The 23,175-nt window shown below is 51.9% G+C and carries 17 protein-coding genes; 12 read left to right on the forward strand and 5 right to left on the reverse strand.

Going from position 1 to position 23,175, the window contains the following annotated elements; all coding sequences use genetic code 11:
- Positions 1-50: 50 nt before the first annotated feature.
- A complete protein-coding gene (locus BMZ66_RS19730; protein WP_092677540.1) occupies positions 51-632 on the reverse strand; it encodes an NUDIX domain-containing protein in 582 nt (193 codons plus the stop codon).
- A gap of 460 nt (positions 633-1,092) precedes the next feature.
- Between BMZ66_RS19730 and BMZ66_RS19735 the strand changes: the two genes are divergently transcribed.
- Both BMZ66_RS19735 and rnhB read left to right on the forward strand, forming a co-directional pair.
- Positions 1,093-1,344 (forward strand): hypothetical protein, encoded by a 252-nt coding sequence (locus tag BMZ66_RS19735; RefSeq protein ID WP_092677542.1) that lies wholly within the window; start codon positions 1,093-1,095, stop codon positions 1,342-1,344.
- Positions 1,345-1,452: 108 nt separating this feature from the next.
- Complete coding sequence (rnhB, locus tag BMZ66_RS19740) at positions 1,453-2,043, forward strand: ribonuclease HII (RefSeq protein ID WP_092677544.1); 591 nt, start codon at positions 1,453-1,455, stop codon at positions 2,041-2,043.
- Positions 2,044-2,087: 44 nt separating this feature from the next.
- On the opposite strand, the gene BMZ66_RS19745 is transcribed toward rnhB, so the two are convergent.
- From BMZ66_RS19745 to BMZ66_RS19755, 3 genes are read right to left on the reverse strand one after another with little or no spacing between them, the layout of a single operon-like run.
- Entirely contained in the window at positions 2,088-2,531 is a 444-nt protein-coding gene (locus tag BMZ66_RS19745; protein WP_092677546.1) for a response regulator, read from the reverse strand.
- Between the two features lie 58 nt (positions 2,532-2,589).
- Positions 2,590-4,146 carry a sensor histidine kinase gene (locus tag BMZ66_RS19750; RefSeq protein ID WP_234795173.1) on the reverse strand — a complete coding sequence of 519 codons (1,557 nt, stop codon included), beginning with the start codon at positions 4,144-4,146 and terminating at the stop codon, positions 2,590-2,592.
- Positions 4,147-4,169: 23 nt separating this feature from the next.
- A complete protein-coding gene (locus BMZ66_RS19755; protein WP_092677548.1) occupies positions 4,170-4,544 on the reverse strand; it encodes a CZB domain-containing protein in 375 nt (124 codons plus the stop codon).
- 254 nt (positions 4,545-4,798) lie between these two features.
- On the opposite strand from BMZ66_RS19755, the gene prfB reads away from it, so the two are divergent.
- The 6 genes from prfB (at position 4,799) to BMZ66_RS25600 (ending at position 16,867) form a co-directional block, all read left to right on the forward strand.
- Positions 4,799-5,876, forward strand: a protein-coding gene (prfB, locus tag BMZ66_RS19760) for a peptide chain release factor 2 (RefSeq protein ID WP_143080300.1) whose coding sequence is annotated in 2 segments (ribosomal slippage) — positions 4,799-4,858 and positions 4,860-5,876 — 1,077 coding nt in all. Because the reading frame shifts where the segments join, the coding sequence is not laid out codon by codon here.
- A gap of 198 nt (positions 5,877-6,074) precedes the next feature.
- Entirely contained in the window at positions 6,075-9,275 is a 3,201-nt protein-coding gene (locus BMZ66_RS19765; protein WP_092677550.1) for a SusC/RagA family TonB-linked outer membrane protein, read from the forward strand.
- Between the two features lie 24 nt (positions 9,276-9,299).
- A complete protein-coding gene (locus tag BMZ66_RS19770) occupies positions 9,300-10,727 on the forward strand; it encodes a SusD/RagB family nutrient-binding outer membrane lipoprotein (protein WP_092677552.1) in 1,428 nt (475 codons plus the stop codon).
- 544 nt (positions 10,728-11,271) lie between these two features.
- Positions 11,272-14,649, forward strand: coding sequence for a SusC/RagA family TonB-linked outer membrane protein (locus BMZ66_RS19775; protein ID WP_092677554.1), 3,378 nt, complete (start codon positions 11,272-11,274; stop codon positions 14,647-14,649).
- A 20-nt stretch (positions 14,650-14,669) separates the two neighbouring features.
- A complete protein-coding gene (locus BMZ66_RS19780) occupies positions 14,670-16,070 on the forward strand; it encodes a SusD/RagB family nutrient-binding outer membrane lipoprotein (protein ID WP_092677556.1) in 1,401 nt (466 codons plus the stop codon).
- A 650-nt stretch (positions 16,071-16,720) separates the two neighbouring features.
- Positions 16,721-16,867 carry a hypothetical protein gene (locus BMZ66_RS25600; protein ID WP_177204820.1) on the forward strand — a complete coding sequence of 49 codons (147 nt, stop codon included), beginning with the start codon at positions 16,721-16,723 and terminating at the stop codon, positions 16,865-16,867.
- Between the two features lie 111 nt (positions 16,868-16,978).
- On the opposite strand, the gene BMZ66_RS25605 is transcribed toward BMZ66_RS25600, so the two are convergent.
- Positions 16,979-17,143 carry a hypothetical protein gene (locus BMZ66_RS25605; RefSeq protein WP_177204821.1) on the reverse strand — a complete coding sequence of 55 codons (165 nt, stop codon included), beginning with the start codon at positions 17,141-17,143 and terminating at the stop codon, positions 16,979-16,981.
- 58 nt (positions 17,144-17,201) lie between these two features.
- Between BMZ66_RS25605 and BMZ66_RS19785 the strand changes: the two genes are divergently transcribed.
- The 4 genes from BMZ66_RS19785 to BMZ66_RS19795 all read left to right on the forward strand — a co-directional run bounded on the left by BMZ66_RS19785 (position 17,202) and on the right by BMZ66_RS19795 (position 23,008).
- Complete coding sequence (locus BMZ66_RS19785) at positions 17,202-17,459, forward strand: hypothetical protein (RefSeq protein WP_092677558.1); 258 nt, start codon at positions 17,202-17,204, stop codon at positions 17,457-17,459.
- 21 nt (positions 17,460-17,480) lie between these two features.
- Entirely contained in the window at positions 17,481-17,651 is a 171-nt protein-coding gene (locus BMZ66_RS25235) for a hypothetical protein (protein ID WP_177204822.1), read from the forward strand.
- A gap of 705 nt (positions 17,652-18,356) precedes the next feature.
- The gene (locus BMZ66_RS19790; RefSeq protein ID WP_177204823.1) at positions 18,357-21,554 is read left to right on the forward strand and encodes a SusC/RagA family TonB-linked outer membrane protein; all 3,198 of its coding nucleotides are present in this window, start codon (positions 18,357-18,359) and stop codon (positions 21,552-21,554) included.
- A 17-nt stretch (positions 21,555-21,571) separates the two neighbouring features.
- Positions 21,572-23,008, forward strand: coding sequence for a RagB/SusD family nutrient uptake outer membrane protein (locus BMZ66_RS19795; RefSeq protein WP_092677562.1), 1,437 nt, complete (start codon positions 21,572-21,574; stop codon positions 23,006-23,008).
- The last annotated feature ends 167 nt before the right edge of the window (positions 23,009-23,175 follow it).

The raw sequence follows: 23,175 nt of genomic DNA on the forward strand, positions 1-23,175 counted from the left end.
TGAAGCGAGGAGGTGAAGGCAGGAAGGATAAGGAGCCGGCAGCCGCTTCCTTAAGCAGTTCGCGCAGCCAACACTTTTTCAGCCTTCAGCAAACCCGCTACGCTAATGCCATCGGTGATGCGGTCGTCCATCGCCATGCGCACCGCTTCGGCCAGCGGGAGTTTCCAAAGGCGCAAGTCCTCGGTTTCTTCGGGCTCCAAGTCGCTCTGGGTAAGGTCTTCGGCCAAGTACACGAAGCCTTCCTCGTCAGTCACGGAATTGGAGGTGTGCAGGCGGGCAATGCGCGTCCAGCGGGCGGCAAGCAGGCCGGTTTCTTCCTTCAGCTCGCGCTGCGCCGACTCCAGTATGTCGCGCTCAATGAGGCCGCCGCCCATCGGTATTTCCCAGCTGTACTCATTCAGCGGGTAGCGGTATTGGCCCACCAGCCAGGTATTGCCCTCTGCATCGACCGGAATGATGCCCAGCGCCTTGTTTTTCATGCTCACCACCCCGTAGATGCCGCGGCCACCGCCCGGGTTCAGCACCTGGTCTTCGCGCACCGAAATCCAGGGATTTTGATATTTAACCTCAGTGCTCAGGATTTGCCAGGGGTTGTGGTTTTCGTCAACTTCGGGCGCGGTAGTGTGTGGCATATGTACTGAATAAAGCAGAACTGAGTCGTAAAATTACACCTTTAGCCGCAACAGCTAAGCAAGCATAAAACATGTTATCGTTCCATTCACCGTGCCGAATCAGCCATTGGGCGCCTATTGTTGACGTTTAGTCCGAAAATTATTGCATGTCGCCCGCCCCTTGGCGTACCTTTGAATCATAAGTACCCCCGCACGGGCTGGAAATGTGGAAAGGAAGGACCTCTCGTGCGGCGGCGCTCTGGCTGAAAAGGTGGGGTAGACACCTTCAAGCCAGACCCGCCACTTTAAGGCCATTGCACTTGTGCGATGGCCTTTTTTTGTGCCCAGCCTCTAGTAAAAAGCCAGCAGCACAGTGTAACTATCTGTCTATAAAAGCCCTGCTCTTGAGCTTTCAACCTTGGCTAGCGTGGCCCCGTACCACTAGGCAGCGGCCGCCCACATTCCGGTCGCTACTCTCCCCATGGCTCAGTCCAAGTCGAAATCTAACCAAAACGCAAATCAAGACGAGCACGACCCGCTCTTTAACCTGAAGCATGCCCAAGCCGAGGCCGACTTGGCCGCGAAAACCGGTGGCCTGGGTCCCGTAACCAACGAATACGTGAGCACCGACGAAGACAGCGAAATCGACGAAGGCCCCCGCGACAGCCAAGGCTTCCGCCGCGGCGAAAGCGAAGACAATGTCATTGGCAGCAACGCCGGCGACCGCAAGTAACCGCACTTCTATTACCTCCAACGCCCGTTAGGCCGCTTCTACTGCGGCCTAACGGGCGTTGCTTTTCAAAGGTGATGTGGAAATTCAAGCCGTTACTTTTGCGGGCCTATGCCCCTTTTGTCCTCTTACACCGGCCAGGCCCTCGAAGCTGGCCTCGATGAAGCTGGCCGCGGCTGTCTGGCGGGTCCCGTATTTGCGGCGGCCGTTATCCTGCCCAGCGACTTCAATCCTCGCTTTCTCAACGATTCCAAGCAGCTCACCGCCAAGCGGCGCGAGGCCCTGCGTCCCGTGATATGCACCGAGGCCGTGGCTTGGGCAGTAGGCCAAGCTTCGGTAGCCGAAATAGGCACTCTCAATATTGCGCAGGCCAGCTATCTGGCCATGCACCGGGCGGTGCAAGCGTTGGCAATAGCTCCGGCCCACCTGTTGGTCGATGGCAACCGATTTCGACCCTTGCCGGGCTATGAGCACACCTGTGTAATCGGCGGCGATGGCCTCTACCGCAACATAGCCGCCGCCTCTATTCTGGCTAAGACCTTTCGGGATGAGCACATGCAGGTCCTGGCCGCAGAGTTTCCCGAATACGGCTGGGAGCAGAATGCGGGATACCCTACGCAAAACCATCGCGCGGCAATCAAGGTGCACGGGCCTAGCGCCCATCACCGCATGGGGTTCCGACTGCTATCGTTGAATGGATAGGAAGTCGGTTTACAGCACAAGCGAACCCGCGCTGCATTCCAAGCTTACTGCTTCAGCTTTAGCAAATCCAGAAACAGGCTGAAACCATCTACACTGGTGCCGCCTTCGCCAAACTTGTCGAAACTCAGGGGCTTGATGATGTAGCCGCTCACCGCCAATTGCTGGGCCTTCAGTCGTTCCGACTCAAGGTCGGAGGTGGTCATAATAAACACGTTCAAGCCCACAAATTCGGGGTCGGAACGAAGCACTTCAAGCAGCTCCAGTCCGTTCATACGGGGCATGTTGATGTCGAGCATTACGACATCAGGCTTCGCGATTTTGGGCTCAGCGCCCTCACCGCGTAACATTTTGAGAGCGTCGCGGCCGTTGCGGGCGTGCACCAATGGCACGTCAATGTTTTGACGGCGCAGCTCCCGCTGCACGTTCATGACGTCCATCTGGTCGTCTTCCACGAGCAGGATGCTGGGCGTGGGATGGTCGGAGGACATAGGCGTAGTAAGTTTCACAAGCGGGAATATGCCCGCAAAAACCAGCACAAAACTGGGTTTAGGTAATGGTTGGTACGGCAGAAGTGGACACAGCGTCTATAGTAGCCGACGAAATTTTGGCTTTGGGCGGCTGCTTGGGCCACGTAAATACGAACTTAGCCCCCTGCCCTTCTGCCGATTTGACCCCGATACGGCCACCCTGGCGCTCCACAATTTTTTTCACAATGGCCAGGCCAACACCGGTGCTCTCCAAGGTGTCGCGCTCGGTGAGGGTCTGGAAAATAACGAAAATACGGTCGTGGTATTCCGGGTCAATTCCGGGCCCATCATCGGCCACTGAAAAAAGATAAAATTCGCCTGCATCGTCGCAGCCAATCTGCACCGTTCCCGACTCGGGATGGTCGTGGTACTTCAGGGCGTTACTGATGAGGTTGGTGAACACCTGTTGCAGCTGAACCACGTTGGTAGTAAGCGTAGGCAGAAAAAACGGCAATTCGACGCGAAAGCCGGGTGGTGGATTTAGGGAGTCTATCACCTCGCGCAGCAGCGTGCGCACAAACACGGTCTCATCAGCTTGGGCGACACGGCCCACGCGGGCCAGGTCCAGAATACCGGTAATGAGTTTTTCCATCCGGTGCACCCGTTGCCGCATCATGCCCAAAAACTCGCGAATGGATTCGGGCAGGTGCTCCTGGCCCATGTCTTCCTCAATCCAGCGCGAGGCGCTTTCTATGCCACGCAACGGAGCCTTGAGGTCGTGCGACACCACGTAGGCAAACTGGTCGAGCTCCTGGTTGCGGCTTTCCAACTGCCGGATGTTGGCCCCCACAGTGCGCGCCATCACGTTCAGGGCCGAGATAAGCTCACTAACCTCGTCTCGGGCGTTATCCACAATCTGGGTATTGTAGTCGCCATCGGCCATGCGCCGCGCCAGGTCCAACATGCTGCGCAAGCGCCTGGAAAACAACCGCACAATGTAAATGGCCCATAATAACCCCAGCGCCAGCGCTGCCACGGCCAGGGCTATCGACAGCCATTGGGCTCGCTCGATGCTGTCCTGAAGCTGATTGCGCAGCATTTGGCGCTTCTGCGCCTCACTCCGCTCAAAGACCTCCAGCCGCAGCCGAATGTTGTCCATCACCTGCTTGCCGGATAGTCCTTCGGCGATGCGGCGATGCGGCATGCCCTCCAATCCGCTTTGCCGAGGATTAAGGCGGCGGGCTTCCCGCTTCTCGGCTACCAGCAAGTGGCTATACCCAGCCCATTGCTGAAACAGGCGCTGCGTTTTGTCAATCAACGCAACTTGGTCGGGCGAATCGATGACGAGACTGCGAATCTGTGCAAACCGGCCCACTAGCTGTCGTTCACCATCATAGTACGGCGCCAGGGTCTGCTCATTGCCAATAAGCAAATATCCCCGGAAGCCCGTTTCCATGTCAATGATGTTGCGCAACAGGGTCGAAGCGTTGTTGGAGACGCGTTGCGAATCCTCCACTTTAGCGGAGTTGCGCAGCACCTGTCGGGCCAGCTGAGAATAGAACAGTACCACAATCGCGAACAGGGCCAGCAACAATACGAATCCGGCGAAGAGCTTTGTGGTGAGTGTAATTTTCATGCAATTGCACGCCAGTGCATTAATTAGGCTTCCGTACGCATCTTAGCTTCCATGGTTTGGAGCTGGCTCATCATCTTGTCAGCAATGGTTTGAAGCTGAGGGAATCCAGCCAGCGCCTCTTCCCGTTGGCCAGCCTTGTACGTATCCATCAACCGATTGGCTACTTGATGGATGAGCCTATGCGCATGGTCAAACTCGCGGGCTTCGGGTAAATGCGCATACACCCCCCCATTACGCAGCCGATTTGCAATCCAGATGCCGAGGCTGCACTGCTCTGGGTCGCGGGTGGGGCCCTCTGCGCTGCCGCTGCCAAATAAAAGCGTGCGCAGCTTGCCTTTAAAATGAACATGCTTGATTCGCGCCGAGTCAAAATCCTGCTTCAGCTCTTCTTTGGTCATACTTAATTTCAATCAATGCCCCACGGACCCGAAGCTTTACGCAGCTTGTTCAACCTTTGGCTACTGCCTTCTACGACTCGCAGCAAAAAGGAGGGAGCACTACTCACATTTAGAGTAACTGAGCACGGGTAAGTCAAAGCGCAGGCTGCTCCCAGGTCAGAATTGGGTACTTTCGTGCTCAGCTAACTGCGATTTGGGCATGGCTCAACCCTGTCTGAGCCGTGTTGGCTGCTCTCTTATTATTTCCCCCACCCATGACCCAAGACCAGATTAAGGACTTGAAGGGCCGCGTTGAGGCCCTGAGGAGGTATCTTTGACTACGATACCCGCAAAGCCCAAATAGCCGCCGCTGAGGCGCAAACCACCGCTCCTGGCTTCTGGGACGACTCCAAAGCCGCCGAAGCCACGCTCCGCGAAGTAAAAGCCATCAAAACCTGGACCGACGACTTCGAGGCCGTGCAACAGGCCCTGGCCGACACCGAAGTATTGTTCGACTTCCATAAGGAGGGCGAGGTGCCCGAAGACGAGATGCAGGCCGACTACGAGGCCACTCTGAAGAAAGTAGAAGACTTGGAATTCAAGCGCATGCTTTCCGATGAGGAAGACCAACTGTCGGCCATCATCGACATCAACCCCGGCGCTGGCGGCACCGAAAGCCAAGACTGGGCCGAGATGCTCATGCGCATGTACATCATGTGGGCCGAGAGTCACGGGTTTGGCGTGCGCCAAATAAGCTACCAGCCCGGCGAAGGGGCCGGCATCAAGTCCGCGTCGCTGGAAATCGACGGCGACTTTGCCTACGGCTACCTAAAAAGTGAGATTGGTGTGCACCGCCTAGTGCGGATGTCGCCATTCGACAGCAGCGGCCGGCGCCACACCTCGTTCGCATCCGTGTTTGCCTACCCGGTAATCGATGACACCATCAACATCGAAATCAATCCGGCCGATATCTCCTGGGACACGTTCCGGGCCGGCGGCGCCGGTGGCCAGAACGTGAACAAGGTAGAAACCGCCGTGCGGCTCACCCATGCTCCTTCCGGCATCATCATCGCGGTGCAGATTGAGCGCAGCCAGCTCATGAACAAAGAGCACGCCCTGCGCATGCTCAAGTCGCGCCTCTACCAGATAGAGATGGACAAGCGCCACGCCGAGCGCGACAAAGTGGAAGCAACTAAAAAGCGAATCGACTTCGGCTCCCAGATTCGCAACTATGTGCTCCACCCCTACAAGCTCATCAAGGACCTGCGCACGGGCATCGAGCGCACCGATGTGCAGAACGTGCTGGATGGCGATTTGGATGAGTACATCAAAGGGTTTTTGATGCAGAGTTGAGTTCGGTTGGACACAAAACAAAAAGCCCCGCGTCAATTAACGCGGGGCTTTTTGCCCTGTATAGAGAGCAAAAAGACGTTTAAAATTATCAAGTCTTAAGTTCAGAAGGCATTTTTATGCTATACTTGCCACTATTAATCATTTTTTAATCTCCCACTTTTTCCAATAATCCATCCACACTCACCAACCTTTTAGAGCATGAAAAAATCAATATTTTTGGTTTTTGCGCTTATAATGGCCCTGTTGCAGCAGGCCCAAGCGCAAGACCGAACCATTTCAGGCAAAGTGACCGATAGGTCTACTAACCAAGGCATTCCGGGAGCTACGGTGCTAGCTAAAGGTACAACGGTAGGCACTGGCACTGATGCCGATGGTTCTTTTTCGCTGAGCGTACCTAGCACTGCAACGACTCTGATTTTTAGCTTTGTCGGCTATGCTTCGCAGGAACAAGCTATTGGTGCCTCCAATACAATCAACGTTACTCTTGTTACTGATACCAAACAGTTGAATGAGGTAGTTGTAACCGCCTTGGGAGTAGAGCGGAATCGCAATTCTCTGGCTTATTCGGCCACTCAGGTTGATGGAAGCGACATTACTGTGGCACGTAACCCAAACCCAATCAATGGTTTGTCGGGCAAAGTAGCGGGTCTGGCAATTACCCAGAGCAATACCCTAGGTGGTTCGAGCAACGTACTTATTCGTGGCACAAAGTCACTGTTTGGCAATAACCAAGCGCTGTTTGTAATTGATGGTGTGCCCATCAGTAACCAAAACACTAACTCAGCTGGCCAGCAGCAAGGTCAATCGGGCTACGACTTCGGTAACGCTGCCGCTGACCTCAACCCCGACGACATTGCTTCTACTACAGTCCTGAAAGGTGCAGCCGCAACCGCGCTATATGGCGAGCGAGCTTCAAATGGTGTCATTCTAATAACCACCAAGAAAGGCCGCAGAGGACTGAACGTGACGATTAACACGGGTGTAACTGCAGGCCGTATTGATAAGAGCACGTTTATAAAGTATCAAAAAGAATACGGTGGCGGATACCTTCAAGCGTTCAGAACCGCTTCTGATGGCTCGCGTGTAGTGCGCACTGGTGATGATGCGTCCTATGGTCCACGCTTCGACCCCAATTTGCAAATCAAACAATGGGATGCCTTTACCCCGGGCTCGCCTACGTTTGGCCAAGCCCGCCCATGGGTTGCTGCTGCCAATGACCCAAGCACCTTTTTTGAAACTGCCGTTTCAACCCTGAACAGTTTTTCGGTTGATGGTGGCAATGAAACCGCTACTTTCAAGCTTGGTTACATCAATGATATTCAGCGCGGTGTACTGCCTAACAGCAAGATAACTAAGGACGTAGTCAACTTTGCTGGTTCCTTAAATCTGACTCCAAAACTGACGACTAGCGCTTCGGTAAACGTGTCGCGCATCAATGGCCTGGGCCGTTATGGAACAGGCTACAGCTCCGAGAACTTGGTGTCAGGCTTTCGCCAGTGGTGGCCAACCAACGTAGACATTAAAGAGCAGGAAGCAGCCTTCCACCGGAATCGCACTAACGCTACTTGGAACTTTACCAACCCAGTAACCAACAACCTTTCGGCTATCTACTGGAACAATCCTTATTTCACGCGCTTTGCTAACTACGAAAACGACTCGCGTTTCCGTACGTTCGGCAACGTTTCTGCTACCTACAAAGTCAGTGAGTGGTTCAACATCCTCGGCCGGGCTACGCTTGACACCTACGACGAGCAGCAGGAAGAGCGTTCTGCTGTAGGCAGCACCACGGCCAGCTACTTGCCTTACTACTCGCGCTACAACAACACGTATCGCGAAGCCAACTACGACCTGATTGGTAACTTCAAGTTTCAGTTGAGTGATGCTTTCTCGTTCGCAGGTTTGATTGGTACCAACATCAACCGGATTCGCAGCGAAAGCATCTTTGCTAATACCAACGGTGGCTTGGTAGTACCGGGCTTGTACTCGCTTAGCAACACGGTTGACCCACTCACTCCTCCTACTGAAAGACTCAGCAGAATTGGTCGTGATGGTATTTTCGCCAGCACCACCTTCGGTTTCCGCGACCGGGTATACTTGGACCTGACCGTTCGTCGGGACAAATCCACGACCTTGCCCACCGCCAACAACTCGTACGTTTACCCGTCGGCAGCACTGGGCTACGTTTTCTCCGAAGACCTGAAGGAAACAACGCCCTGGCTCTCCTATGGCAAAGTACGTGTGAACTACGCCCAAGTAGGTGCAGGTGCTGCACCGCTCAGCGTTCTTGACACCTACAGCAAGCCGACCGCTTTCGGTTCCGTGCCACTTTTTGCCCTGAATACGATTAAGAACAACCCTGAGTTGAAGCCAGAAAAAACCCGCAGCGCGGAAGCCGGTGTCGAAGCCGCTTTCCTGGATAGCCGCGTCGGTTTTGATTTCACGATATATCAGCAGAATACAATAGACCAGATTATCCCAGTTAACATCTCGTCGGCAACGGGCTTTGCTCAGCGCTACGTTAACTCTGGTGAGGTTCGCAACCGCGGCGTCGAAATTGCGGCCTTCGTGGTGCCTGTGAAGAGCGAGAACTTCAACTGGCGTGTAAATGCCAACTGGACCCGCAACCGCAACGTGGTGCTGTCGCTGTTTGATGATGTAGAAACCATTCGTCTGGCAAGCTACCAGGGTGGTATTTCGTCGAACGCTACCGTGGGCCAAGCTTTTGGCGCCCTCCGTGGCAGCGACTACATCTACCTGAACGGTCAGCGCGTGGTAGACCAGGAAACCGGCATCTATGCTACTACCGACGGCAACGCCATCATCGGCGACCCCAACCCCAACTGGCGCGGTGGCATCACCAATTCGGTTTCCTACAAGAATGTGTCTTTGACGTTCTTGGTTGACGTGCGCAAAGGCGGTAGCGTCTTCTCGCTCGACCGCTACTATGGCCTGTCTTCTGGCCTGCAGCCCGAAACGGCTACTTTGAACGATTTGGGCAACCAGTCGCGTCTACCTATTGCACAGGGTGGTGGTATCATTCTGCCCGGCGTAGCTGCTGACGGCTCCCCCAACACCGTGCGCATCGAAAACAACGGTGAAATTGCTCCTTATGGCTACGGTGGCAACCCCAATGCTGGTTTTGTGTACGACGCTAGCTTCGTGAAACTGCGTGAAGTAAACCTTAGCTACTCGTTGCCAACGGCATTTACTTCCCGCATCGGGTTTGTGAAAGGCATTGACCTTTCCATCATCGGACGGAACTTGTGGATTATCCATAAGAACCTTCCCGATGCTGACCCTGAAGAAGGCCTGAGTTCGGGCAACCTGGGCCAGGGCTATCAGTCCGGTTCTTACCCAACCACCCGCACCCTTGGCGCGAACATTCGTTTCAATTTTTAATCGTATCTCCTCTCCATTCATATTATGAAAAGAGCCTTTTATTTGCTATCAAGCCTAATGCTCGTGTTTACCACGAGTTGCGTTGATAGTTTAGAGGAATATAATGTTGATGCCAAAAGGGCAACTGTTGTGCCGGGCGTCACGTTGGTAACCACTGCTGAGCGCGCCATTGCTCGCACCGTCACCAGCACCAACGTAAACCTGAACCCGTTCCGCTTTTATGTCCAATACTGGACTGAAACGACTTATACGGATGAGACGAATTACGACATTCAGACCCGGCAGATAAACAATGCCTTCTGGAACGCTCTATATCTAAACTCATTGGGCAACTTGAACGAAGCCAGAAGGGTAATTACCAGCGAAGCAACTGCTGATAAGGTTAAAGCTAATCAATTGGCTTGTGTTGAGATTCTCTCCGTTTATACCTGGAAGACCCTCGTTGACACCTACGGCAACGTCCCGTACACGGAGGCGCTTGATTTCACCAAGCCACAGCCTGCTTATGATGATGCTAAGACCATTTATGCTTCGCTTTTCACCCGTCTGGATGCCGCTTTAGCTTCCCTCGACCCAACAGCTGCCGGCTTGGGCTCGGCAGATGTAATTTACAGAGGCGACATCGCTAAGTGGAGAAAGTTTGGCAACTCGCTGAAGCTACGCATGGCCCTAACCATTGCCGACGACGATGTTGCAAAGGCAAGAACTGCGGCCGTTCAGGCGGCTCCTGGGGTGTTCACATCGAATGCAGATAACGCTGAATTCGCTTTCCTTTCGTCGGTTCCGAACACCAACCCCCTGTATGAGGACTTGGTGAACAGCGGCCGTCAAGACTTCGTTGGCGCCAGCCCGTTCATTGATGTTCTGAACACCCTGCAAGACCCCCGCCGCTCGTATTACTTCAAGGAAGCCGCTCCAGGCCGATTTATCGGTGGCGTTTACGGTGCCCTGAACGACTATGATGATTTCTCTGCTCCCGGCGCAGCGTTGGAAGACCCCACCCTGCCCGGTGTGCTGCTCTCTTACTCTGAAGTAGAGTTCCTGTTGGCCGAATCGGTAGAGCGCGGTTTCGCTGTGGGTGGCACTGCTGCTTCCCACTACAATGCTGCTGTAACGGCTTCGATTCTGCATGCTGGCGGCACCCAAGCCGCTGCTGCTACTTACTTGGCCCGCCCTACTGTTGCGTACGCAACTGCTACCGGCACTTACAAGCAGAAAATTGGCGTGCAAAAGTGGATTGCTCTGTACGACCAGCCCGTAGTAGCTTGGACGGAGTGGCGTCGTTTGGATTCACCAAGCTTAGTAAAACCAGCCAACGCTCTGAGTGATATTCCTAAGCGTTTCACTTACCCAACGCCAGAGCTCAATCAAAACGGTGCCAATGCGAAATCAGCAGGTTCTGCTATTGGCGGTGATGTTGTAACTACTAAAATATTCTGGGATAAGTTCTAGAACTATATCTTAACCTTAATTGGAAAAGGGCTGCTATTAATAGCAGCCCTTTTTTGTATTATACCTTGTGATGCTGAACACTACATGCTGTAACGGACTGACTGTATAGTCCTGGTATGAGAATCTATTGCGGTGTCCCTTTCAAAACTAAACTGACAGAAAAATCATGTAAGTGCAATTGCTGGATTGCAATAAACGAACGAGGTTCATCTAAACTACCTAACGATGACTTATCAAATATGCTCGCAACTAAGTAATACAATAAATTTTCGTAGATTATTATAGGGATGGTCAATGAATCCAAGTGTGGAATATTGAACCCAATTTTAATTTCTAACTACGTCCCAGCGCTAGTATGAAACATTACAACAATATAGCTAAGCTACAAATGAATAGCAATAGTTTTATCTTACTCAGTATGCAATCACAACATGCTTTGAAATGGTAAGTTGCAAGCTACAAGACATTTTTATGCTATACTTGCTGATGATAATCAGTTTTTAATTCCTCACCCTTTTCCCCACACTCACCAAACTTTTTACCTATGAAAAAATCATTATTTATGGTTTTTGCGCTTTTTGTGGCCCTGTTGCAGCAGGCACAAGCGCAAGACCGTACCATCTCGGGTAAGGTGACCGATAGGTCCACAAACCAAGGATTGCCGGGGGTTACGGTGCTGGCCAAAGGCACTACTGTTGGCACCAGCACAAATGCTGATGGCGGTTTCTCTTTGTCCGTCCCCAGCGGCGCTACTACTCTGGTGTTCAGCTTTGTTGGCTACGCTACACAAGAGCAGCAAATAGGCAGTTCTAACACCATTGACATTACTTTGGCTACGGATGCTAAGCAATTGAGCGAAGTAGTGGTAACGGCACTAGGTCTTACGGCCAACCGAGATGAGTTGGGCACGGCTCAAGCCACGGTACAAGGGCAGGCACTGGTGCGTTCAGGTGAAACCAACGTTATCACGGCCTTGTCAGGCAAAACGCCAGGCGTGCTTATCACTCGTACTTCGGGTGACCCAGGTGCTAGCGCTAACATTCAAATCCGGGGCGCCAGCACCATCACCGGCAACCTACAGCCGCTGATTGTAGTGGACGGTATTCCTGTCTTCAACTCATCGGTAGGAGATGAAGGCATCTTGGTGAGCAACGGTGGTGCCGGCTCCAACCAAGTTGCTGGGGTAGTACAGCAGTCGCGCTTGGGTGACATTAACCCCGACGATATTGCGAGCATGGAGGTCCTTAAAGGGGCTGCTGCTAGTGCTGTGTGGGGTACGCGTGCTGCCAACGGCGTGATTGTAATTACTACTAAGAAAGGCCGTAACAATAGCGCTGGTAGACTTAACTTGAGCTACCGCACCAGCTACGGCATCGACCAGATTAACCGGGTACCAGGCTTGCAGCGCTCCTTCGGCCAAGGCATTAACGGCCTTTTCAACACAACCACGGGTAACTCCTGGGGCGATAAAATTGCCGACCGTACCGGTGGCCCTGACACCGAAATCACTGACCCATCGGCTCCTGGCTACAACGGTTTCATAACATTTGCTGACGGTACACGTCGGTATGCCTTAGCGAATGGTACAGCTGCTAACCCTCACGGTGGCAAAAACAGCCGCGACACATATGACCAAGCCCGTACTCCTTTTACTACTGGGTCTACCTGGGATAATATTGCTACTCTTAGTGGTGGCGATGACCGTGGCAACTTCTACGTGAGCTTGGGCAACACCTACCAGAGAGGCATTGCTCGCTTTAACTCCGATTATGACCGCACTACGGCTCGTGTAAACGTTGACCGCCAACTCAGCGACAAACTCCGCGCATCGGTCAACACATCCTATATCCGCACCCGTTCGAACCGTGCTCAACAGGGCTCCAACACCAGTGGCATTTACCTCGGCGGTTTGCGTACATCCCCGGACTTCGACAACAGCCGCTTTGTGGGTGATTACACCGACCGCAATGGGAACGTCTTCCTTGACCGTCAGGTGGGCTACCGTAATAAAATTGGAGCTGTTTCGGCCGACGGTATCACCCGCACGGTATACGACAACCCTCTCTGGACCCTGGACCGCGTGCAAAACACCAGCCGTGTGAACCGTTTTCTGGGTGCGCTGGAACTGACTTACGACATTACTCCATGGCTGAACATACTAAACCGCACTGGGGTTGACACCTACGCTGACAATCGTCGGGCTTATTTCCCTGTGGGCGCTGCTGCTGCAATTCAAGGGTCGCTTACGGAGGAAGTTATCCAAGAAACCCAAGTAAACAATGACCTGATTTTGCGAGCTAACCGCAGCTTGAGCGAAAACATAACCATAACAGGTCTCATTGGCTATAACCTTAATGGCCGTCGCAGTTCTCAGGTAGGCGCTACCGCTACACAGTTTATCAATCCCTTCTCTCCGCCTCAGCTCAGCAACACGCCTGCTTCCAGCCGCTCGCCCTTCAACTTGGTGGTAGAGCAGCGCACGGCCGCTCTTTACGGCCAAGTAGACCTAGGTCTCTTCAACCAGTTGTTCCTCAGCGGCACGGTTCGGGGCGAACAAGCTTCGACTTTTGGTAACGAGGCAAACAGCACCTTCATCTACCCTGCTGCCTCGGCCGCGTGGCAGTTCACCAAGCTCGGTGCTTTGGCAGAGAATCGCATTCTGAGCTTTGGTAAAGCACGGGCTTCGTTCGGCACAGTGGGTGTCCAGCCCACGCCTTACCTGACCCGCACATACTACACCGGCGCCAGCAGCGCCATTATTGGTGATGGTTGGGGCACTGCCATTGACGCTGCCAACTATGGCGGCGGTTTCGTACGCTCCACTACCCAAGGCAATGCCACACTTAAGCCTGAGCGCAAAACTGAAATTGAAGGTGGGTTGGACCTCCGCTTCTTCAGCGACCGGGTTGGCTTGACGGTAACTGGCTATGCTAACAAAACAGTCGATGCCATTCTGTCCGTGCCAGTAGCCGCTTCCACGGGCTTCCAGAGCACTAACGGCAACGTGGCTTCTATTCAGAACCGCGGCTTTGAGTTGAGCTTGGACGGCGACGTCATCAAAACTGGTGGTTTCACCTGGAACGTTGCAACCAACTTCTCGCTGAACCGCAACAAAGTACTCGAATTGGCTGGTGCCGAATCAATCTTCCTTACTGGCTTCACGGGCACGTCGTCGCGTGCAGTGCAGGGCCAGCAGTTGGGCGCCCTATGGGGCACCGAGTTCGGCCGCAACGAATCGGGCGGGTATATTCTGGACGCCAATGGCTTCCCAGTCTTGGCCGACGGTGGTACCGAACGTGTGATTGGCGACCCGAACCCAAAGTGGCGCGGTGGCCTGAACAACACGTTCAGCTTCAAAGGTCTCTCGCTAAACGTCTTGGTTGACCACGTTAACAGCTTCGACGTCTGGAACGGCACCAAAGGTGCCCTCTACTTCTTTGGTACCTCAGATGAACTGGAGCAGGAAACAACAGTATCGGCCGATGTTGCTGCAAACTTGCTTCGCTACAATGGCACCACAGTTGCCTCAGCCTACCCATTGGTTAATGGGAATTATACCTTCCGTGGCACTGTTGGCAACTTTGGTGGCAACAACGTGGCACTCGATGAGCAGTGGTACCGTGCTGGCTTAGGCAATGGTTTCTCTGGCGGCCCAGCAAAGCCTTTTATCGAGAATGTTAGCTATACCCGCTTGCGCGAAGTGTCTCTGAACTACAGCATCACGCAAGACTGGTTGCGCAACGCTACCAAGCTAGCTGCCATTGACGTGTCGGTGACCGGCCGGAACCTTTACCTCTGGACGAATTACACTGGTGTTGACCCCGAGACTAACCTGACTGGTGTTTCGAATGGCCGCGGCCTCGATTATTTCAATAACCCGAGCACTCGCTCGGTGATTTTCTCCATTAAGTTCACCTACTAGTCTTTAGGGGAATCCTCACCATGAAAAATATCAAACAATTCGTGCTGTTGGCTGCTATGGGCTTGGCTCTAGGCAGCTGTAATAAGCTCATTGAAGGAGCCGACATCAATCCCAATGCGCCGCAAGACGCCCCCGCTGACCAGCAGCTTACAGCCGCCGAACTCAGCATGGGCTTTTTTATGAGCGGCGAAATGCCGCGCCAAGCTGGGATTTGGAGTGGCATGTTTACTGGTGCCGACCGTCAATACACCGGTCTTAACCTGTACAATACTGCTGCTGGCGATTACGACAATGCTTGGGGTACTGCTTACGCTACCACGTTGGCTCAGGCCCGCATTGTAGAGGAAAAAGCGCAAGCCGTAAACAACCGTGCATTATTGGGCGTGGCCCAAGTAATAGAAGCACAAATAGTGGGTCAGATTACTGCTTTATGGGGTGATGTACCTTATTCGGAAGCGCTGCGTCCTAACGCTCCAGGCAAGTTTGACGCCCAGGCCGATGTGTACGCCGCTACCCAAACCTTGCTTGACCAAGCTATTACAAACCTGCCCTTGAACGGTGTTTATACCCGCAGCCGTGACATTTTTTACCAAGGCTCGGTAGCGAAATGGACAGCGGCTGCTCACTCGCTCAAAGCGCGTCACTACCTGCATGTGAAAAACTATGCTCAGGCAGCTGCACAAGCGCGCTTGGGTATTTCCAGCAGCGTAGATGATATGATAATGCCTTATGCAGGTACAGCCATCAGCGGTGACGTGAATCCGTACTATGACTTCATCGACGTTAACCGTCCTGGTTATATTTCGGCTCAAGGCTCATACGCACTTACTCTGCTGAATTCTCGCACAAATGCCAAGAATCTCGAAACGGCCCGTCGTGACTTTTTCTATACTGAGGACGGCGACTACTATCCGTTCGACCTGAACTACTTGGATGGCGCCTTTGCTGCAGATGCTGACGCTCCATTGCTCACTTACGTGGAAACGCAGGCCATTCTGGCCGAGGCGTTGGCTCGTCCTACTTCACAGGGTGGTCTTAACGACCTGAATGGGGCGTTGACTGCGCTCAACAACATCCGCGCAGTGAATAGAACTAAGTACGCAGGTGCGGGCGCTCGCTATACGGCCTATACGCTAGCTGACTTCGCCACTGGTGGATTGATGAACACTGTGGCCGGCCAGTCTCAGCAGCAAGCTTTGCTGAAAGAAATTCTTACCGAGAAGTATCTGAGCCTGATTGGTCAGCTAGAGCCTTTCCATGACTTGCGCCGTACCAATAATGAGATTGGTGTGCCAAGAACGAACTCAACTGCCCCCAGCTTACCACAGCGCTTGCTCTATCCACAGAGTGAGGTGAATGCCAACCCGAATGTACCAAATCCAATTCCAGGTGTGTTCGATAAAACCCCTGTGAATCGCTAGGCTGCTCGCTTTACTAGCTTAGCTATTCTTATATAAAAAACCTGGTCCGATTTGGACCAGGTTTTTTTGTTTATTTTAATTGAGTAGGCAGCACGTCATGCATCAATCAGCTCCCATGGCGAACAAGTCGAGTACCACACGGCGAGAATCCTATATTAGGTAGAAATAAGTAACTATAATATTATCCTATTTAATGAAGCTCTACCTGAATAATCATTTGGGATACTGTTGACAAGTAGTATCGTCCGGGCCAGCTCCAAATACCATTTATTGGGCACCCAAAATTTGTTATTGCCGTCGCAGCTTGTTTAGAGCACTTTGCAGTGATGCGAGCAGCATGGTATAGAAGCGAAGTCGAAGCATAGGGTTGTAAAAATTGGTGCCTCAATTGGGTTAAAAATAATAAAGGCAGGGCTCAACATATCAGTTAAGAGGAGCAAATGTGCTTTCAGTTCGACCATTTTAGCCCTCATACAACTTCAAAATGCTAGGGTATCCGACTACTTAATTAGTCAAAAAAGCTCTATTTTTTAAAGTTAACGCCGCCTCTCCGAATGCACTTTATATCATCATCTTGATGAATTCTCGCTCCTGTTTGTAGTACTCCTTATAAAGTTGGACAGTTTGTGGCGGCTATCTTAGTCAACATCATGAACCCCAAACGTAACCTTCGCCGCTGCACTGCCGAGTTTAAGGCAGAGGTGGCCTTGGCCGCCCTGACCGAGCGTCACCCGCTGGCCGAATTAACCACGTGCTACCAGTTATTGGTGGAGCAACTTAGTCGTTGGAAGACGTAGCTGCGCCGCAGGCCGCACGGGTCTTTACCGAGCCCAGCCCGGCGCGGCGGTCGCGACAGAGGTGGATGTTAAGTCACTTTATGCCGCCATCGGACAGCTGCAGATGGAGAATTAGCTGCTAGAAAACACTAGGACGTAGCCCAGTAACGCGCCCTGGTGCAGGCCCGCTGCCAGGCCTTGGGGTTTTTGCGCAGTAACTACTATTACCAGCCCCAGGGCGAAAGCGCCCAGAATCTGCTCCTGATGCGCTTGCTCAACGAGGAGTTTACCCGCCACAATTTCAAGGGGGTACTCGACCTGCCGCCTAACCGGCTACGCCGTCAACGAAAAGCGCGTGCGCCGGCTCGTACGCCTGATGGGCCACGAGCCGGCCTACCCCAAGCCGCTCCTCAATGTTCCTAGTCGGGGCGTTACGCCCTACCCTTACCTGCTGCGGGACCGCCCGGCCACGGCCCCAAACAAGGTGTGGAGCACCAACATCACGTACATCCCCATGGCCCAGGGCATTCTTTATCCGGTGGCCGTGCTCGACTGGCACGCGCGCCACGTGCTCAGCTGGGATTTACCGAACACACTCGACGCGGGCTTCTGACTGACGGCGTTGCACACAGCCTTGCAGCAGCATCCGACCCCGTTCATCTTCAACTCTGATCAGGGCGGCCAGTTTACCAGCCAGCCCTCCAAGCAAGCCCTGCTGCAAGTCGGGTGCCGCATCAGCCGCGACGGACGCGGGCACACCACCGACAACGCCTTCATGGAGAGCCTGTGGCGCTCGGTCAAGTAGGAGTGCGTCCACCTCAACCCGACCAACGACGGCCAGCACCTCCACCAGCAGCTACACACCTACTTCACGTATTACAATCACCACCGTTCCCACCAAGCGCTGAAGGAAACACCTGCTCAAGTCTTCGCTCCCCTTTTTAACCCGCTGTCAGTTTGATCAATAGACCCTGCCTAAACTGTTCATTTTTTGGGGAGTAGTACAGTTAGCAAACTACTCATAGAGGAATGAATTATGAACGTTGGATTTGGTTGAATGGTTACTTGTGCCAAGTTCAAGGCAACTTGATGAAGCGAGCGACTACTTTACCATTCTATGCCACTATGCCCTTAGCATAACTCAACAGCCCAACTCATTTATAAAATTGAGCTCTATCATAAGGGTCATTTTACTTTTGGCAAAAATCAATTACCAATACAGCTTGCTGGGATAAATCATTATCTCTAAAGTACTATTATTTGCATAGAACGCTTGAAGAGGCCTTCATCTAGCTACTATGAAATGCATGGTTTAGATTTTTATAATATTTAAGATAACTATTCTATTTCAACAACTAATAAAGTGAATTTAAAATTCAACTGTGTTTTCTGTCAGGTTGAAAATTTTCAAGGTGTTAAAGACATTTAATTTGTGAGAATGTGACATGAACGCCCTATTTTTGGTAATCAAAGACAACACCACCTTTTTAATTTTTTAACTTTTATGTCCATGAAAAGAATCTTACTCATGAGCTTAGTGCTCATGTTTACATTCCTAAACGGAGCAATGGCGCAAACGCGGACCATTTCCGGGCGGGTAACAGACCAGGCAACTGGTGAAGGACTGCCTGGCGTGACTATCTTGCTCAAAGGCACAACCAATGGCATTTCAACCAATTCTAGCGGTGCTTTCAGCTTAACCGTACCCGAAAACGGTGGTACCCTCGTGTTCAGCTCCATTGGAATGACCACGCAAGAGCGCGTAATCGGCTCTCAATCGGAATTTCAAGTAGCTTTGGCTACTGATACCAAACAACTTACGGAAGTCGTAGTAACCGGCTACGGTGGCTCACAGGACGTTAAAGACATCACTGGCTCGGTGGCTCGCGTGAAAGAGGAGAAGCTCTTGCTTCAGCCTGTGGTAAGCGTAGACCGTGCCTTGCAAGGTCGTTTGGCTGGTGTAAGCATCAACACCACGGGTGGTACTTTGGGAGACCAATCTGCTATCCGTATTCGCGGTGCTAACTCGATTAGCAATAGTTCTCAACCGCTAATCGTTCTTGATGGCGTGCCACTTAATACGACTGAGCAGGGCAACGTATTGAGTACTCGTTACAATCCATTGGCCGACATCAACCCCAATGACATCGCGTCGATAGATGTGCTAAAAGATGCATCGGCTGCAGCTATTTATGGTTCACGTGCCTCCAACGGTGTACTTGTTATTACCACGAAACGTGGTAAATCAGGTCAAAACCGGGTTTCCATCAATTCTTTTTACGGTTTCCAGCAAGCCGTAAAGACTCCAAAAGTGCTAAACGCTGCTGATTTCGAACTCATAAACAACGAAAAAGCGAACAATAGCCGCTTCGGTAGCTCGAATGGAGTGGTAAACACCACTTTTCCCATCAACATCGCTAGGCCCATTGACCTTAATGGTGATGGCGTTAACGACGAAACCAATTGGATTAATGAAATATTCCAAAACGGTACCCAGCAGAACTACCAAGCGGCTCTGTCGGGAGGCAATGAATTTGCTTCTTACTATGGCTCAGGCGACTGGAACGACCAGAAAGGTATTATCTTGAACAATCGCCTGCGTCGCGGTTCAGGACGTTTGAATCTTGATTTGACTCCCAAAAAGTGGCTGAAAGCAGGTGTCAGCCTTAGCTATGCCAAAACCCTTAACCAGGGAATCAACGGAGAAAACGCACTAGCTGGCGCTACGGTGTCTGGTTACACTGCTCCACCTAACGTACCAGTTCGCAATCCTGACGGCTCATTCTATTTGAACAGTGTTTTCAATTTAGGAAATGGCAATAATCTCTTGCCGAACTCGAGCTATGCGCCTAATCCATATGTTCATATTCCAGGCACGCTTGAGTTGAACAGAAACGACAACACTTCCCAGCGTACTTTAGGAAACGGGTATGTGACGGTGGAACCCATCAAAGGACTCCAATTGACCTCTAAATACGGTATCGACTACACAAATAACTTTGAGGAGCAATACAGCGACCCAAGGGTAGGCGGACTCGGTAGAAACGCCATTGGTCAGGGCCAACTCGGCTTGGTTCAGGTATACAGCACGGACCGTACCCAGTTTAACTGGCAGAACTATGCTAACTATGACCGAACCTTTGCCGAGAAGCATAATGTTGGCCTAACGGGTGGTGTAGAATATCAGGAAACCAGAACCCGTCGCACTTATACCGTTGCAGGAGGTTTCTCTGATACCAAGTTCCAATCAATCCTAGACAACGTATTTACTTCGGTAGCACCTGGAGGTGGCCAGCAGTTCAATGTTGGCTTCCAGTCTTACTTCGGGCGCCTCAACTACAACTTTGACAACAAATACTACGCCTCGTTTTCGCTTCGCTCGGACGCTTCTTCTGTATTTGGGGCAGACAATCAGCGCGGGATTTTCCCAGGCGGTTCAGTAGGCTGGCGCATTTCGCAGGAGGGTTTTATGAAGAACCTTGCCGTTGTGAATGACTTGAAAATTCGTGCCAGCTACGGCTTGGTCGGTAACTCAAATGGCATTGGCTCTTATGCCTCGCGTACCACCGTTGGGGGCGGACTTTATGCTGACCTCAACGGCTTCACTCCGAACCAGATTGGCAACTCTTTGTTAGCTTGGGAAAAATCCAAGAAGCTCGATATTGGTCTCGATGCATCGCTCTTGAATAACCGGGTAGGCATCACGTTTGACTTTTTCAACAACGACATTAGCGACCTGTTGCTCGCTGCTCCAACCTTGCGCTCCACGGGTGTTCCTGGTGCTTCCATCAGCCGCAACATTGGTTCGATGTACAACCGTGGCATCGAGCTTACTTTGAATACCACCAACGTTCAATTGGAGAACGGTTTCACTTGGACATCGTCGCTTAACGGTACAATTATCAAAAACCGGGTGACGGCACTATCGACGCCAAACGACATCAACCAAGGAAACCAGCGCGCAAGCGTAGGTAGGAGCTTGGGCGTTTACTTTCTGCCAGATTGGGCTGGCGTAAATCCTGCTAACGGCAATGCTCAATTCAGAGATAAGGATGGTAACATCAAGCAGTACGACGCTGCTTATGCCGTAACAACCCCAGCCGGAGGCTTCACAATTGGTCGTTGGCTGAACGCAGCTGGTGAACCTACCACTGCTTTGACCGCTACAGACTTCAAATACCAAGACAAGACTGGTTATCCAACCTTTTTTGGCGGATTTGATAACACATTTGCTTTTAAAGGACTGGAATTAGGCGTGTTCTTGCAGTACAGTGGAGGCAACTATGTCTTCAATGGTTACCGCCAAGCCATGCTGAGCAGCAATTTCCAGAATAACATTGAGGAAATTAAGGACCGCTGGACTACTCCTGGTCAGAACACTGATGTTCCCAAGCAGGTGCTTCGTGACAATCAGTCCAACATAGCTTCGACGCGGTGGTTGGAAAAGGGTGATTTTTTACGGCTTCGCCAAGTTAGCTTAGGCTACAATTTGCCACAAGGACTAGTTACCCGACTCGGCTTGAACAATGTTCGCGTTTACACTTTGGCGCAAAACCTTTATACTTTCACCAAATACAAAGGCCTTGACCCAGAAGTGAACTCCAACGTCAATGCAGCAGCTACCGGTGCCAACATTGCCTTTGGAACGGATGGTCGTTCGGTTCCGGTGCAACGCAGCTTCACGTTTGGAATCAACTTAGGCATTTAATCTTATTTTTTCGAATCATGTTTAATTCCAAGTTTCAACGTCTCGCCCTATGTGCTTTGCTGCTGTCCGCAGCAAGTGGCTGCGACGTTCTGACCCAAGATGTTCCGTCTGCACTGACTGCAGAGGACGCATTTGCCAACCCCGACCGGATTGCCAACAGTGTAATTGGCATGTATGACCAGTTGCAGAACGCTGAATTTTTGGGTGGCCGTGCACTCATTTACAGTGATATTCGCAGTGATGACACAAACCCTGCTGCTTTCTTTGGCGGTATAGGAACATTTACGGCTAACGCTAATGACGGCACCGTATTGCTTGCCTGGACTGGTGGCTACCGTACCTTGTATGGCGCCAATTTCTTCCTGCAGGAGATTGCCAAGAATCCAGGCAAAGTATCAGCTCCTCTAGAAGCACAGTATATAGGTGAGGCTAAATTCATCCGGGGACTCGTCTATTTTCATTTGGTGAACTTGTTTGCTCAACCTTACAACTTCACTGCTGACGCTTCGCACCCAGGTGTAATACTGCAGCTCACGGCTCCCGATGCTGCATCAGCATTCGATCCAAGCCAAGCCAAACCGCGTTCGACAGTAAGGGAGGTCTACACTCAAATCGAGTCGGATTTAAATGATGCCATCACTGGTCTGCCAGAGACATATCCAACTGCTTTTGAGAGAACCGGACGTGCTACTAAAGATGCTGCCCGTACCCTGCTTTCGCGAGTGTATCTATACCAAGGCCGGTATGCGGATGCTGCCCGGTTGGCTGGAGAAGTAATCACTGGAAATCGGCACACTTTGGCTGCCACACCAGATGTTCCCTTCAGACTTGCAACGTTCAACAACCCTGAATCAATTTTTTCAGTGGCCATGAACGCGTCCGATAACCCTAACACTAACAACGCGCTTGGTCAGCACTACCGGAGCCGTGCCGGTTCCGGTGACATAAGCGTGAACCCTTACGCTCTCATCCCAGTTACAAGCTTCCCATTGGATGACCGTCGTCGACTGTTGTTGTTGTCGCCTACTACCCCACCTACATCAACCACTACTCCTGTTGTGCTCACTCAGAAGTACAGGGAGGCATCAGGTGACTACGTTCCAATTGCCCGCTATGCTGAAACGTTGTTGAATAGAGCCGAAGGACTAGCCCAAACCGCTACCAACGTAAGCGCTGAGGCGATTACCTTGCTAAACCTTGTGCGCGACCGTTCAAAGCCTGCTACATCGCCTTCGTATTCAGCCAGTAACTTTGCTGATAAGTCCGCTCTGATTGAGGCCATTTTGTTGGAACGCCGCCTAGAACTAGCTTTTGAAGGTCACCGCCTTTACGACTTGTTCCGTTACAAGCGTAGTTCGAGCCGTGTGGCTTACGGTGCTGAACGAGCGGTACTGCCCATTCCGCTTGTTGATACTCAGCAGAACCCCAACTTAGTACAAAACCCTGGGTACTAGGCTTGCAAAGCAATAAAAAAACCCAGCCGTAACGGCTGGGTTTTTTTATTGCTTTATAAATAAGATACCACCATAAGTAATCTTCACAGAATACTACTTCTGTTTTCAAGTTGCTTCAACCTTTGTTCGCTAACAACCCGGATGTCAAACTCTGTGTTGGTTGATGA

Origin of the sequence: Hymenobacter arizonensis (genome assembly GCF_900115775.1) — a bacterium.
Taxonomy (GTDB): domain Bacteria; phylum Bacteroidota; class Bacteroidia; order Cytophagales; family Hymenobacteraceae; genus Hymenobacter; species Hymenobacter arizonensis.